11 protein-coding genes are annotated in these 13,836 nt (G+C 68.8%); 8 read left to right on the top strand and 3 right to left on the bottom strand.

Annotation, left to right across the window (positions count from 1 at the left end; genetic code table 11):
* Positions 1-135: 135 nt before the first annotated feature.
* A complete protein-coding gene (zwf, locus tag ACSX1C_RS15395) occupies positions 136-1,560 on the top strand; it encodes a glucose-6-phosphate dehydrogenase (RefSeq protein ID WP_439889429.1) in 1,425 nt (474 codons plus the stop codon).
* A gap of 22 nt (positions 1,561-1,582) precedes the next feature.
* On the opposite strand, the gene ACSX1C_RS15400 is transcribed toward zwf, so the two are convergent.
* Both ACSX1C_RS15400 and ACSX1C_RS15405 read right to left on the bottom strand, forming a co-directional pair.
* On the bottom strand, positions 1,583-2,842 hold the full coding sequence (locus ACSX1C_RS15400) for an MFS transporter (RefSeq protein ID WP_439886858.1): 1,260 nt from the start codon (positions 2,840-2,842) through the stop codon (positions 1,583-1,585).
* A 7-nt stretch (positions 2,843-2,849) separates the two neighbouring features.
* Positions 2,850-5,732, bottom strand: coding sequence for an EAL domain-containing protein (locus tag ACSX1C_RS15405; RefSeq protein ID WP_439886859.1), 2,883 nt, complete (start codon positions 5,730-5,732; stop codon positions 2,850-2,852).
* Between the two features lie 222 nt (positions 5,733-5,954).
* Here ACSX1C_RS15405 and uvrD point away from each other — a divergent pair, with 222 nt between their 5' ends.
* From uvrD to ACSX1C_RS15425, 4 genes are all read left to right on the top strand, one after another.
* Positions 5,955-8,141: a DNA helicase II gene (uvrD, locus tag ACSX1C_RS15410; RefSeq protein ID WP_439886860.1), complete on the top strand. Its 2,187-nt coding sequence runs from the start codon at positions 5,955-5,957 to the stop codon at positions 8,139-8,141.
* 43 nt (positions 8,142-8,184) lie between these two features.
* On the top strand, positions 8,185-9,279 hold the full coding sequence (locus ACSX1C_RS15415) for a TRAP transporter substrate-binding protein (RefSeq protein WP_439886861.1): 1,095 nt from the start codon (positions 8,185-8,187) through the stop codon (positions 9,277-9,279).
* Positions 9,280-9,386: 107 nt separating this feature from the next.
* Positions 9,387-9,965, top strand: coding sequence for a TetR/AcrR family transcriptional regulator (locus tag ACSX1C_RS15420; protein ID WP_318644375.1), 579 nt, complete (start codon positions 9,387-9,389; stop codon positions 9,963-9,965).
* A 118-nt stretch (positions 9,966-10,083) separates the two neighbouring features.
* Positions 10,084-10,926: a Tim44 domain-containing protein gene (locus ACSX1C_RS15425; RefSeq protein WP_439886862.1), complete on the top strand. Its 843-nt coding sequence runs from the start codon at positions 10,084-10,086 to the stop codon at positions 10,924-10,926.
* Between the two features lie 166 nt (positions 10,927-11,092).
* On the opposite strand, the gene ACSX1C_RS15430 is transcribed toward ACSX1C_RS15425, so the two are convergent.
* Positions 11,093-11,563, bottom strand: a complete 471-nt coding sequence (locus ACSX1C_RS15430) for an aminoacyl-tRNA deacylase (RefSeq protein WP_439886863.1) — start codon at positions 11,561-11,563, stop codon at positions 11,093-11,095.
* Between the two features lie 251 nt (positions 11,564-11,814).
* On the opposite strand from ACSX1C_RS15430, the gene ACSX1C_RS15435 reads away from it, so the two are divergent.
* From ACSX1C_RS15435 to ACSX1C_RS15445, 3 genes are all read left to right on the top strand, one after another.
* The gene (locus ACSX1C_RS15435) at positions 11,815-12,222 is read left to right on the top strand and encodes an SMI1/KNR4 family protein (protein WP_318644372.1); all 408 of its coding nucleotides are present in this window, start codon (positions 11,815-11,817) and stop codon (positions 12,220-12,222) included.
* Between the two features lie 225 nt (positions 12,223-12,447).
* Entirely contained in the window at positions 12,448-13,206 is a 759-nt protein-coding gene (locus ACSX1C_RS15440) for an SDR family NAD(P)-dependent oxidoreductase (protein ID WP_439886864.1), read from the top strand.
* Between the two features lie 126 nt (positions 13,207-13,332).
* Complete coding sequence (locus tag ACSX1C_RS15445; RefSeq protein ID WP_439886865.1) at positions 13,333-13,815, top strand: acyl-CoA thioesterase; 483 nt, start codon at positions 13,333-13,335, stop codon at positions 13,813-13,815.
* Positions 13,816-13,836 lie beyond the last annotated feature (21 nt).

Below are 13,836 nucleotides of genomic sequence, written 5' to 3' on the forward strand. Positions count from 1 at the left end.
CCCTCCTCCGAATGGCGACTCGGTTATGATCGGGGGCACGCCGGGTTGTAGTGACCTTGTAGTTATACTACATGGCCGGCGCCCCCGCACGGCCAAACCGAGTCGGAGTTCCTGCTTTTGAGCATTTCCTGTGACATGCTGGTCTTTGGCGGCACCGGCGACCTCGCCCTGCACAAGCTGCTGCCCGCGCTCTACCACCTGCATCGCGACGGGCGCCTGCACGCCGACATGCGCATCCTCGCCCTGGCCCGCAGCCCGCACAGCCGCGCCGCCTACCAGGCCCTGGCCGAACGCCGCTGCCGGGCCCAGGTGGCGCGGGCCGACTTCGACGAGGCCAGCTGGCAAGGCTTCGCCGCGCGCCTCGACTACTTCGCCATGGACGCCGGACAGAGCGCCGACTTCGGCCGCCTGGCCAAGCACCTGGGGCAGGCCGAGGAACGGGTGCGGGTCTATTACCTGGCCACCGCGCCGGACCTGTTCGAGGACATCGCCGCCCACTTGCAGATCGCCGGCCTGGCCGGCCCCCGGGCGCGCATCGTGCTGGAGAAGCCGATCGGCCACTCGCTGGAGTCGGCCCGGGCGATCAACGCCGCGATCGGCGCGGTGTTCGACGAGCCGCGGGTGTTCCGCATCGACCACTACCTGGGCAAGGAAACCGTGCAGAACCTGATGGCGCTGCGCTTCGCCAACGCCCTGTTCGAGCCGGTCTGGCGCGCCGGGCATATCGATCACGTGCAGATCAGCGTGTGCGAGACCCTGGGCGTGGAGAACCGCGGCGGCTACTACGACCAGGCCGGGGCCATGCGCGACATGATCCAGAACCACCTGCTGCAACTGCTCTGCCTGGTGGCCATGGAGGCGCCGGTGCGCTTCGATGCCGAGGCGGTACGCAACGAGAAGGTGAAGATCCTCGAGGCGCTCAAGCCGATCTCCGGTCTCGACGTGCAGGACAAGACCGTGCGCGGCCAGTACACCGCCGGCAAGATCGGCGGCCAGGAGGTGCCGGCCTACTACTTCGAGAAGCAGGTGGACAACGACAGCGACAGCGAGACCTTCGTCGCCATCCAGGTGGAGATCGACAACTGGCGCTGGGCCGGCGTGCCCTTCTACCTGCGCACCGGCAAGCGCATGGCGCGCAAGGCCTCGGAGATCCTCATCCAGTTCAAGCCGGTGCCGCACCGCCTGTTCGGCGACGGCGAAGCCAACCGCCTGCTGATCCGCCTGCAACCGGAGGAGCGCATCAGCCTGCAGCTGATGGCCAAGAACCCCGGCAAGGGCATGCGCCTGAAGCCGGTGGAGCTGGACCTCAACCTGGCCAACGCCTTCAGCAAGCAGCGCCGCTGGGATGCCTACGAGCGCCTGCTGCTGGACGTGATCGAAGGCGATTCGACGCTGTTCATGCGCCGCGACGAGGTGGAGGCCGCCTGGCAATGGATCGACCCGATCATCCAGGGCTGGCACCAGCACTACCAGAGCCCGCGCCCCTATGCAGCCGGCAGCAACGGCCCGGAGCAGTCGCAGAACCTGCTGGAGCGCCACGCGCGGCAGTGGGCGGACTGAGCCGAGCGCCAGTGCGGCGCCCTCAGGCCATGACCGCCTGCGTTCGCCGGAAGTACAGCGGCAGCAGGACCAGCACCCCGGCCCCCAGCGCCCCGGCGACGAGGAACAGGCCGGCATAACCCAGCCAGGCCGCCAGCACGCCGCTGGCCGCGCCGACCAGCCCGCCCAGCAGCAGCTGCGCCGAGGCCTGCAGGGTGAAGTCGGCGCCCTCGTGCTCGGCGCGACACTGGCGCATCATCGCGGCGAACAGCGCCACCGTGGACATGCCGTCGGCCGCCTGCTCGAACAGCGCCAGGGCATAGACCAGGGCGTGATTGTCGCCGGCCTGCGCCAGCACGGCCATGGCGGCGATGCCCAGGGCCTGCAGCGCGCCGCCGAGCAGCAGCGCCCGCAGCACGCCGAGGCGCGCGTAGAGCAGGCCGCCGAGCAGCGCCCCGGCGATGCCCACCAGGCTGCTGAGCAGGGTCAGCCGGCCCAGTTCGGCATTGCTCCAGCCCTGGTCCACCAGCATCGGCTTGATCATCGGCGAACCCAGGGCATCGCCGAGCTTGAAGCTCAGCAGCACCGCCAGCCACAGCCACATTCCCGGCTGCGCCAGCAGGCCGCGATAGTGGCGCAGCAGCAGGCCGGGCCCCGGCGGCTCGGCCAGTGCCGGGCGAAAGGGCAGCTGCCGGCGCTCGGCGAAACGCCAGATCGGCACCAGGGTCAGTAGCAGCAACAGCACCAGCAGGCCCACCGACAGCGACCAGCCGACGCCGTCGTACACCAGCAGCAGGCCGCTGCCGCTGACCAGCATGCCGACCTTGTAGCCGCCCACCTGCAGGCTGTTGCCCAGGCCGCGCCAGCGCTCCGGCAGCAGGCGCACGGTGAGGCCGTCGGTGGCGATGTCCTGGGTCGCGGCCGCCAGGTTGACCAGCAGCAACAGCCCCAGCAGCAGCGGCAACTGGCTGCCGAACAGCGCGGCGGGCGACAACAGCGCCAGGGCCGCGACGACCAGGGCGATGCCGCCCTGCAGCGGCAGTATCCAGCCGCGGTGGTGGCCGAGCCGCGGCGAGGCCAGGCGGTCGACCCAGGGCGCCCACAGCACCTTGAGCAACCAGGGCAGGGCCAGCAGCTTGAGCAGGCCGATCAGCGCCAGGTCGACACCGTGCTGGCGCAGCAGCACCGGCAGGGAATGGGCGATCAGCCCCGAGGGCAGCCCCTGGGCGCAGTAGAGCGAGGCCAGCAGCAGCAGGGTGGCGTTGGCCGGGCGATCCGGGGAAACGAGACGATGGGTCGGCATGGCAGGCTCAGCACAGCAGCGCGGCTTGCTCGCGCAGCAGCTGGGCGAAGGCCGACGCCTCCACCGGCCGGCTGATCAGGTAGCCCTGCAACTCGTCGCAGTGCTGGGCCTTGAGGAAGTCCATCTGCGCCTGGGTCTCCACCCCCTCGGCGACCACCTTCAGCTCCAGGCCGTGGGCCATGGCGATGATCGCCCGGGTGATGGCCGCATCCTCGCCGCCGGCCGCCAGGTCGCGGATGAAGCTCTGGTCGATCTTCACGTAGTCCACCGGGAAACGCTTGAGGTAGCTGAGCGAGGAATAGCCGGTGCCGAAGTCGTCGATCGCCAGCTTGACCCCCAGGTCGCGCAGCTGCTGGAAGGTGGCGATGACGCTCTCGACGTTGTCCAGCAGCTGGCTCTCGGTCAGCTCCAGCTCCAGCAGGTGCGGCGCCAGGCCGGTCTCCTCCAGCACCTGGCGCACCAGGCTGGTCAGGTTGCCCTGGCGCAGCTGATGCACCGACAGGTTCACCGATACGCGGATCTCCGCCAGGCCCTGGCGCTGCCACTGGCGCGTCTGCTGGCAGGCCTGGCGCAGCACGAACTCGCCGATCGGCGCGATCAGCCCGGTTTCCTCGGCCAGGCCGATGAATTCGCCCGGTGGCACCAGCCCGAGGCTCGGATGACGCCAGCGCACCAGCGCCTCGGCGGCCTTGACGCTGTCGTCGGCCAGGCACAGCTTGGGCTGGTAGAACACCTCCAGCTGGCCCTCGTCGATCGCCTTGCGCAGCTGGTTCTCCAGCTGCAGGCGTTCCAGGGTGCAGGCCTGCAGGTTGTCGGTGAAGAACTGGAAGGTGTTGCCGCCCAGATGCTTGGCATGCTGCATGGCCATGTTGGCCTGGCTGATCAGCGCGGAGATTTCCCGCGCGTTGTCCGGCAGCAGGCTGATGCCGATCGAGGCGCTGATCACCAGTTCCTGGTCGCCGACCACCAGCGGCAGGCGCAGCTTGGCCAGCAGGCGGCTGGCCATGCGCGCCAGGCTCGACAGGCTGCCGTAGGAATCGAGCAGCACGGCGAACTCGTCGCTGGACAGCCGGGCGATGCAATCCGCCTCGGGGGCGGCCTGGGTCAGGCGCTGGCTCATCTGGCGCAACAGCTGGTCGGCCAGGTCGTGGCCGAGGCTGTCGTTGAGCAGCTTGAAGCGATCCAGGTCGATATGCAGCAGGGCCAGGCTGCGGCGGTTCTGCCGGGCGCGCTGGGCGGCCTCGTGCAGGCGCTGCTTGAACAGGCTGCGGTTGGCCAGACCGGTCAGCTCGTCGTAGTGCGACAGGTAGCGCAGGCGCTCCTCGGTCTCGCGCCGCGCCGACAGGTCGGCGAAGAAGCCGACTATGTGGCTGGCCTGGCCCTTGGCGTCGCGCACCACCTTGAGCTGCAGCCACTGAGGGTACAGCTCGCCGTTCTTGCGCGTCTCGACCAGCTCGCCCTGCCAACTGCCGAGGGCCTCCAGCTCCGGGCGGATCATCTGGTACTGGCGCCGCGACTCGCGGCTGCTGATCAGGGTCGCCGCGTTCTGCCCGACCAGTTCGTCCTCGCGGTAGCCGGTGACCTGGAGGAAGGCCTGGTTGGCCGCCAGCAGGCGGTAGTGCGGGTCGAGGATGACGATGCCCTCGCTGGCCGCATCGAACACCGTGGCGGCCAGCCGCTGCTGCTCCTCCAGGCGCTTGCGCGCGCTGATGTCGCGGCGCGTGCCGAGCATGCGCAGCACCCGTCCCTGGGCATCGCGCTCCACCGCCCGGCCGCGATCCTCGATCCACACCCAGTGGCCGCGGGCGTGCTGGATGCGGTACTCGATCTGATAGCCGTCGCTGCGTCCCTTGAGGTGCTCGACCAGGGCCCGGCGCAGCAGCGGCAGGTCCTCCGGGTGCAGCCGTGGCTTGAGGTCGCGCAGCATGATCTGCACGGCCTCCGGCTCCAGGCCGAACAACTCCTTGAGGTGCGAGTGGTGCACCTCGTCGGTTTGCAGGTTCCAGTCCCACAGCCCCAGCTCGCTGGCCTCCAGGGCCAGGGCCAGACGCGCCTGGCTCTTGCCCAAGGCCTGGGTGGCGGCATCCAGCTCCAGGGTGCGCTCGGCCACGCGCAGCTCCAGCTCGCCATGGGCCTCGCGCAGCTCGTGCTCGGCCCGACGGCGCTGCTCCACCTCCCGCGCCAGCTCGGCGTTGAGGTTCTCGGCCTGCTGCTTGGCGTGCTCCAGGTTGTCGATCAGCGCCTGGTTCTGGAAGCGCTGCAACAGGCTGCGTTGCACCAGGCGGTTGACCTGCCAGGCCACCACCAGCAGGGCCAGGGCCAGGATCACCCCGAGCAGGCCCCAGCCGCGCAGCAACTGGTGCTCGCTCAGCAGCAGGTAGGCCAGGGTCGGCACCAGGCAGGGCAAGGCGAAGGTCAGGAAGGCCGTCAGGTTGACGGCATAGGCGACGCTGGCGGAGAGGATCGCCGCGGAAATCAGGCCGTAGAGCAGGGCCTGCTGGAAGAACTCGTCGGCCGGCACCAGGGCGATGGCGGCGAAGGCCAGGGTCAGGCCGGAAGCCGCGGCACCGAACAGGAAACGCCAGCGCCAGTGCGGCAGGGCCTGGCGGCTCGGCGGCGCCACGTTGAAGGCCTGCACCTGAACCAGGCGCAACAGCGCCAGCAGCACCAGCCAGACCAGCCAGCCGCCGAGCAGCAGCCTGGTCTGCGGGGACCACAGCAGATAGGTGCAGGCCAAGCCGTTGAGCAGCATCAACAGGGTCGGCGCCCGCGAGCCCTGATAGAGCAGGCGGGTGCGCTCGACGGCGATCTGCGTGGCGAACTGGCGGTGGATCGAACTGCTGCTGTCGAGCGGTGGCTCCGCGAGGGCGGCGTTTGGCGTGGCTGTCATAGGCGATGTTCTTGTAGTGGTTGCCTAGGCGTCGGCTGAGCATACCCGAGCTAGACGCCTTGCCCAAGCGGCCAGAGCGCATTTTCCGACGCCTGCCCCCCACACCTGCACCCGCGCTCGGCCAGACAAGCGGCGGTCGCCAGGTTGACCCGCCGGTCGTCCGCCGTCGCCTGCCGGCGGCGGCGGTTTGCCCTGCTGGGCCCCGCCCCCTAGAATGCCGCGATGCGCGACGATCTCTCCCTTCTGCTCAACTCCCTCAACGATGCCCAACGCCAGGCCGTGGCCGCCGGCCTGGGCCGTCAGTTGGTCCTGGCCGGCGCCGGCTCCGGCAAGACCCGGGTGCTGGTGCACCGCATCGCCTGGCTGATCCAGGTCGAGGGTGCCTCGCCCCACAGCGTGCTGTCGGTGACCTTCACCAACAAGGCCGCCGCCGAGATGCGCGCGCGCATCGAACAGATGCTCGGCCTGAATCCGGCCGGCATGTGGGTCGGCACCTTCCACGGCCTGGCCCACCGCCTGCTGCGCGCCCACTGGCAGGAGGCCGGGCTGGCCGAGAACTTCCAGATCCTCGACTCCGACGACCAGCAGCGCCTGGTCAAGCGGGTGATCCGCGAGCTGGGCCTGGACGAGCAGCGCTGGCCGGCGCGCCAGGCCCAGTGGTTCATCAACGGGCAAAAAGATGAAGGGTTAAGACCCCAGCACATCCAGCCCGGCGGCGACCTGTTCCTCGCCACCATGCTGAAGATCTACGAGGCCTACGAGGCGGCCTGCGCCCGCGCCGGGGTCATCGACTTCTCCGAGCTGCTGCTGCGCGCCCTGGACCTGTGGCGCGACAAGCCCGGCCTGCTGGAGCACTACCAGCGGCGCTTCCGCCACATCCTGGTGGACGAATTCCAGGACACCAACGCCGTGCAGTACGCCTGGCTGCGGATGCTCGCCAAGGGCGGCGACAGCCTGATGGTGGTGGGCGACGACGACCAGTCGATCTACGGCTGGCGCGGCGCGCGGATCGAGAACATCCAGCAGTTCTCCGACGATTTCAAGGACGCCGAGGTGATCCGCCTGGAGCAGAACTACCGCTCCACCGCCGGCATCCTCAAGGCCGCCAACGCCCTGATCGCCCACAACCAGGGGCGCCTGGGCAAGGAACTGTGGACCGAGGGCGGCGACGGCGAGCCGATCAGCCTGTACGCGGCGTTCAACGAGCACGACGAGGCGCGCTACGTGGTCGAGTCGATCGAGGACGCCCTGCGCAAGGACGGCCTCAGGCGCAGCGAGATCGCCATCCTCTACCGCTCCAACGCCCAGTCGCGGGTGCTGGAGGAGGCGCTGCTGCGCGAGAAGATCCCCTACCGCATCTACGGCGGCCAGCGCTTCTTCGAGCGCGCCGAGATCAAGAACGCCATGGCCTACCTGCGCCTGCTCGACGGCCGCGGCAACGACGCGGCGCTGGAACGGGTGGTCAACGTGCCGGCCCGCGGCATCGGCGAGAAGACCGTCGAGGCGATCCGCGAGTACGCCCGCGGCCACGAGGTGTCGATGTGGGAGGCGGTGCGCCTGATGCTGGCCGGCAAGGCCCTGCCCGGCCGCGCATCGGGGGCGTTAGCGGGCTTTGTCGAGCTGATCGACAACCTCGCCGCCAAGGTACTGGAGATGCCGCTGCACCTGATGACCCAGACGGTCATCGAGCAGAGCGGGCTGATCGCCTACCACCAGGCGGAAAAGGGCGAGAAGGCCCAGGCGCGCATCGAGAACCTCGAGGAACTGGTCAGCGCCGCGCGCGCCTTCGATAACGACGAAGACGACGAGCTGACCCCGCTGCAGGCCTTCCTCAGCCATGCCTCGCTGGAGGCCGGCGACACCCAGGCGGCGGAGAACGAGGACAGCGTGCAGCTGATGACCCTGCACAGTGCCAAGGGCCTGGAGTTCCCCCAGGTGTTCCTGGTGGGCATGGAAGAGGGCCTGTTCCCGCACAAGATGAGCCTGGAGGAACCCGGCCGCTTGGAAGAGGAACGGCGCCTGGCCTATGTAGGCATCACCCGGGCCATGCACAAGCTGGTGATCACCTACGCCGAGACCCGCCGCCTGTACGGCAGCGAGACCTACAACAAGGTGTCGCGCTTCGTCCGCGAGATCCCGCCGCAGCTGATCCAGGAAGTGCGCCTGTCCGGCAGCGTCAGCCGGCCCTTCGCCACGCCGGGCCGCGGCACAGCTGGCGGCATGTTCGCCGGCAGCGCCGTGCCGGACACCGCCTTCAGCCTCGGCCAGCGCGTGCAGCATGCGCTGTTCGGCGAGGGCACCATCCTCAACTTCGAGGGTTCCGGCGCCCAGGCCCGGGTCCAGGTGAATTTCGAAAACGAAGGCAGCAAGTGGCTGATGCTCAGCTACGCCAAGCTGCAGGCGCTCTGACAAGCACCATAACCACACCACTGCGCAACTGGGGAGACTCTCGATGAACCGCCGTTACCTGTTCGGCGCCGCCGCGGCCCTGCTCGCCGCCCTCGGCCTGGCCGGCTGCAAGGATGAACAAGCCAGCACTGAGCAGGCCGCGGCCGAGCCGATGCAGCGCTTCGAATGGAAGATGGTCACCGCCTGGCCGAAGAACTTCCCCGGCCTCGGCACCGCCGCCGAGCGCCTGGCCGAGCGGGTCGCGACCATGAGCGACGGCCGTCTGAGCATCAAGGTCTACGCCGGCGGCGAGCTGGTGCCGCCGCTGGAGGTGTTCGACGCGGTGTCCCGCGGCACCGCCGAGCTGGGCCACGGCGCCGCCTACTACTGGAAGGGCAAGGTGCCGGCCGCGCAGTTCTTCACCGCCGTGCCCTTCGGCCTGTCCACCAGCGAGATGAACGCCTGGCTGAGCAAGGGCGGCGGCCAGGCCCTGTGGGACGAGGCCTACGCCCCCCATGGGGTGAAGCCCCTGGCGGTGGGCAACACCGGCATGCAGATGGGCGGCTGGTATAACAAGGAGATCAACGCCCTGGATGACCTCAAGGGCCTGAAGATCCGCATGCCGGGTCTCGGCGGCGAGGTACTCGGTCGCCTCGGCGCCACCACCGTGAACCTGCCCGGCGGCGAGATCTTCACCGCCCTGCAGACCAACGCCATCGACGCCACCGACTGGGTCAGCCCTTACAACGACCTGGCCTTCGGCCTGCACAAGGCGGCCAAGTTCTACTACTACCCCGGCTGGCAGGAGCCCCAGGCGGTGCTCGAGCTGCTGATCAACCAGAAGGCCCTGGACGGCCTGCCGGCCGACCTGCAGGCGATCCTCACCGAGGCGGTCCGCGCGGCCAATCAGGACATGATGGACGACTACGTCTACCACAACGCCCTGGCCCTGGATCAGCTCAAGCAGCAGGGCACCCTGCTCAAGCGCTTCCCCGACGAGGTTCTGGCCGCCATGCAGCACGAGTCCGAGTCGGTGCTCGGCGAGCTGGCCGCGCAGAACGAGCTGAACGGCCGCATCTGGGCCTCGATGAAGGCCTTCCAGGCCCAGGTCAGCCAGATGCACCAGCTGTCCGAGAAGGAGCTGTACAACGGACGTTGAACGCCCGCTGCCTGCCACACCACGCAGACGGAGCCCTCGGGCTCCGTTTGTCGTTTCGCCCCGCCCCGGCGACATACCCGGCCCATACTCGACTGCGAGGTGAGCCGATGAAGAAAACCAGCACCACAGCCCCGAAGATCCTCGACGCCGCCCTCGAACTGGCCGACGTCTGCGGTTGGGAGCGCCTGCACCTGTTCGATGTGGCGGCGCGGCTGGGGGTCGGTCTGGAGGCCATCGCCAGCCACTACCGGGACAAGGACCAGTTGGTGGAGGCCTGGTTCGACCGGGCCGACCAGGCCCTGCTGACCCGGGCGAGAGCCGCCGACCTGATTCCCCTGGAACCGGCCAAGCGCCTCGAGGAGCTGCTGATCGCCTGGCTCGACTGCCTGGCCGCCCACCGCGCGGTGACCGGACAGATGCTGCTGTACAAGCTCGAACCCGGGCACATCCACCTGCAGGTCCTCGGCCTGCTGCGCATCAGTCGCACCGTGCAGTGGTGGCGCGAGGCGGCGCAGCGCGAGTCCGTGCACCTGCACCGCATCGCCGAGGAGAGCCTGCTCAGCGGCGCCTACCTGCGCAGCGTGCTGCACTGGCTGCGCCACCCGGAGGAAGACGCCGCCGAATGCCGTGCCTTCGTGCGTCGGCAACTGCGCGGCGGGCCACTGCTGATGCTGCTGCGCCGCTAGGCAGGCTGCGACTCCCTTATACAAGAGCAAAAGCCCGAAACACTCTGCGGCTGGCATTCGCCACCCCGGCCATGCAAGATGCCGTGCAGCGTTCCAACCAACAAGAGACCGACCGAACATGCAGCGTTTTCTCAGCGTCGCCCTGGCCATGTGCCTCAGCCTGGGCCTTACCATGAGTTTCGAAGCCGAAGCCAAGCGCCTGGGCGGCGGCAAGTCGTTCGGCTCCGCGCCGAGCCACCAGACTCGCCAGACCGCGCCGCAAAGCCAGCCGGCCGCCACCGCCCCGACCGCCGGTCGTCAGCCCGCCGCCGCCAGCGGTGCCTCGCGCTGGCTCGGCCCACTGGCCGGCCTGGCCGCCGGCGGCCTGCTCGCCTCGATGTTCATGGGTGACGGCTTCGAAGGCCTGCAGATCATGGACATGCTGATCTTCGGCCTGATCGCCTTCCTGCTGTTCCGCTTCCTCGCCGCCCGGCGCCGCCAGGCCCAGCCGGCCATGGCCGGTGGTGCGCCCTACCAGCGCGAGATGCCGGCCGCACCGACCTCGATCTTCGGTGGCAACGGCGCCGCCGCGAGCAAGCCGGTGATCAACGCCCCGGCCTGGTTCAACGAGCAGAGCTTCGTCGCCGCCGGCCGCGAGCACTTCCTCAGCCTGCAGCAGCACTGGGATGCGGCCGAGATGGACAAGATCGCCGAATTCGTCACCCCGCAGTTGCTGGAGTTCCTCAAGCGCGAGCGCGCCGAACTGGGCGACGGCTTCCAGTCCACCTACATCGACAACCTCGAGGTGCAGCTGGACGGCGTCGACGACATGAGCGACAAGACCGTGGCCACCCTCACCTTCAGTGGCCTGTCGAAGACCTCGCGCTTCGACCAGGGCGAGGCCTTCAGCGAAAGCTGGCGCCTGGAGCGCGCGGTCGGCGACAACCAGCCCTGGCTGGTCGCGGGCATCCGCCAGAACTGATCGCACCGCTAACGAAGAACCCCAGGCTTGCCTGGGGTTTTTTATGCCGCCGCCCCTGCCCGCGCCGCCACCCGTTCAACGCCGCCCCTTGCCCTTCTGGCCGCTACGGTGGCGCTGGCGACAGGCGATCGAGCGCCGCCAGTAGTAGAGCGGTGGCCGCGCCGCCTCAGGCCTGCGGGCACAACTCGCAGACTTCGGCATTGGGCACCAGGCGGAGGAAGTGCTCGGTGCTCATGTGCACCAGGCTCTCGTGATCCCCGGCCTCGAAGTAGATGTCCTGCTGCCGGGTCAGCATCGGGTCGACCCGCATGTGCATGCCGTAGGCTTCGCCGACCGCCGGCACGGCACCCAGCTCGCAGTCCTTGAACAGCCCGGCGATGGCCGACTCGCTGCTCAGCTGCCACTGCTCCGCGCCCTTGCACACCATGCTCATGTCCAGATGGCGGTTGGCCGGCAGCACGGCCATCAGGTAATGGCCCTTGCGGTCATCGAGGATCACCGGCTTGGCCAGACGTTCGGCCGGCACGCTGGCGACCCGCGCCGACTCCAGGCTGCTCGCCGAATGCGGATGCGGCACGACATCGAACTGACACTGCGCACGCTCCAGGCTGCGCTGTAAGGTTGCTGCCATATGCATGATGCACCTCCTCTCACGCCCACTCGCTGGGCTGTGAACCAGACACCGACCCCCTGTTTGAATTTTAGTCCGCAGGGCGGCACGGGCAGAAACACTTGTGACTAGGCAGTCCGCCTGAAAGCAGTTACGGGCCTAAACCCTCGGGTGCCGCAGTCTGGCCACGGCCCCTGCGCGGCATCGACGGCAGCGGAGTTTTTCCCCGGCGCCGGCTGCTGTATAAAGCCCGTTTCAACCCATGAGGGCCCGCTGCCATGGAAGAAGTCATAGAACAGCTGCGCGAACTGAACGAGCCGGTGCCGGTGCCCCTGGAGCTGCCGGACGAAGAAACCCTGGTGGAGATCCAGGAACAGATCCTCATCCACCTGCCCTACGAGCTGCGCGAGTTCCTGCTCACCGTCAGCGACGTGGTCTACGGTCGCCTGGAGCCGGTGACCGCCGCCGACCCGCAGTCCCACACCTACCTGCCGGAAGTCGCCTCGGTGGCCTGGGACCTGGGCCTGCCCCGCGAGCTGGTGCCGCTGTGCGAAGACCAGGGCGACTACTACGCGGTGGCGGCGGACGGCACCGTGGTGCTGTGGGAAGGCGATAGCGGCGAGCTCAGCGAGGAGAGCTGGGAAACCGTGTGGCACTGGGTGCGCGACGTCTGGCTGGAGAGCTGAACGGCGATCGCCACCGTCCCCCGCACGCAGGTCTCGCCGCCTTGACACCCGGGCGACCCGGCGCGGATCATGTGCAACAAATCGAACGGTCGACATCAGGATATTTGACGCCTGTTTGTCCCGCCCCCTCGGCCTCAGCCCCATCCAAGACGAGCCCCACATCGCCGAGCAAAGCCACCGCCCTTGCCTAAACTGCATTGACCATCGCCCCCGGAGGTTCTCCCCATGAGCACACCCGTCATCCTCATCACCGGTGCCGCCGGCGGCCTCGGCCGCGCCATCGCCAAGCGCTTCTCGCAGAGTCATTGGCGAGTCACCGCCACCGATGTCGACAAGGGTGGCCTGCACGTGCTCAACGGCCAGGTGCCCCTGGACTTCAGCTGCACCGCCGACCTGCGCAGCGCCGGCAACTGCCATGAGCTGATCGCCAAGGTCATGGCCAGCACCGGCCGCCTGGACGCCGTGGTCAACGCCGCCGGGGTCTGGCGCGAGGGGCCGGTGGAGCAGTTCGGCGAAGAGGACTTCGACCAGGTCATGGGGGTCAACCTGAAGGCCGCCTTCTACCTCAGCCAGGCGGCCATTCCCCACCTCAAGGAGTTCCGCGGCAGCATCGTCAACATCGCCAGCGATGCCGGCCGCCAGGCCTATCGCGGTTCGGCGGCCTATTGTGCGAGCAAGGCGGCGCTGGTGATGCTGAGCAAGACCCTGGCCCTGGAGCTGGCCGAACACGGGGTGCGCGTCAACGCGGTATCCCCCGGCGACATCGCCACGCCGATGCTCGACTACCAGGCCGAGCGCTACGGCAAGGGCAACCCCACGGCCTACAAGCGCGAGCTGCTCAACCTCTACCCGCAGGGCCGCGGCGCACGCTTCCTGCGCCCCGAGGAGGTGGCCGAGATGGTCTGGTACCTGTGCCAACCCCACGCCGAGGCCATTACCGGCGCCGACCTGGCGATCGACTTCGGCCTCTCGGCGGGCCGCTAGCCAGGGGCCCTGGCAGGCCCGGTGCCTGCCCGCAGCGCACGGCGGCGTGACCCGCCCCCGGCCTGGGTCGTTCTGATAGACGGGGCGCCGCGCGCCCCGCGCCGTCCCTCAACTGCAGAGAAGCCCATGGAAGCCGGAAACGCCCAACTGTCGATGACCGTGTTGATGACCCCGGATATGGCCAACTTCTCCGGCAACGTCCACGGCGGCACCCTGCTCAAGTGCCTGGACGAGGTCGCCTACGCCTGCGCCAGCCGCTATGCCGGCTGCTACGTGGTGACCCTGTCGGTGGACCAGGTGACCTTCCGCGAGCCGATCCACGTCGGCGAGCTGGTGACCTTCCTCGCCTCGGTCAACTACACCGGGCGCAGCTCCATGGAAATCGGCATCAAGGTGGTCACCGAAAATATCCGCCAGCGCTCGGTACGCCACACCAACAGCTGCTTCTTCACCATGGTCGCCGTCGACGACAAGGGCAAACCCACCCCCGTGCCGCCACGCCAGCCCCAGGGCGCCGAGGAGCAGCGGCGCTTCGCCCAGGGCCAGCAGCGCCGGGCCATCCGCCAGGAGCTGGAACGGCGCTACCAGCAGCTCAAGGGCGAGGACTGAGGCCCCGCGCAAGACAGTGCC

It is taken from the genome of Pseudomonas sp. MBLB4123 (assembly GCF_051904775.1).
GTDB lineage: Bacteria > Pseudomonadota > Gammaproteobacteria > Pseudomonadales > Pseudomonadaceae > Aquipseudomonas > Aquipseudomonas benzenivorans_B.

Excerpts from the sequence above, each read along its gene's own strand:
- uvrD (WP_439886860.1), top strand. The coding sequence starts at position 5,955 with ATGCGCGACGATCTCTCCCTTCTGCTCAACTCCCTCAACGATGCCCAA.
- ACSX1C_RS15400 (WP_439886858.1), bottom strand. The coding sequence starts at position 2,842 with ATGCCGACCCATCGTCTCGTTTCCCCGGATCGCCCGGCCAACGCCACC.
- ACSX1C_RS15425 (WP_439886862.1), top strand. The coding sequence starts at position 10,084 with ATGCAGCGTTTTCTCAGCGTCGCCCTGGCCATGTGCCTCAGCCTGGGC.
- ACSX1C_RS15435 (WP_318644372.1), top strand. The coding sequence starts at position 11,815 with ATGGAAGAAGTCATAGAACAGCTGCGCGAACTGAACGAGCCGGTGCCG.
- ACSX1C_RS15420 (WP_318644375.1), top strand. The coding sequence starts at position 9,387 with ATGAAGAAAACCAGCACCACAGCCCCGAAGATCCTCGACGCCGCCCTC.
- zwf (WP_439889429.1), top strand. The coding sequence starts at position 136 with ATGCTGGTCTTTGGCGGCACCGGCGACCTCGCCCTGCACAAGCTGCTG.
- ACSX1C_RS15430 (WP_439886863.1), bottom strand. The coding sequence starts at position 11,563 with ATGCATATGGCAGCAACCTTACAGCGCAGCCTGGAGCGTGCGCAGTGT.
- ACSX1C_RS15415 (WP_439886861.1), top strand. The coding sequence starts at position 8,185 with ATGAACCGCCGTTACCTGTTCGGCGCCGCCGCGGCCCTGCTCGCCGCC.
- ACSX1C_RS15440 (WP_439886864.1), top strand. The coding sequence starts at position 12,448 with ATGAGCACACCCGTCATCCTCATCACCGGTGCCGCCGGCGGCCTCGGC.
- ACSX1C_RS15405 (WP_439886859.1), bottom strand. The coding sequence starts at position 5,732 with ATGACAGCCACGCCAAACGCCGCCCTCGCGGAGCCACCGCTCGACAGC.
- ACSX1C_RS15445 (WP_439886865.1), top strand. The coding sequence starts at position 13,333 with ATGGAAGCCGGAAACGCCCAACTGTCGATGACCGTGTTGATGACCCCG.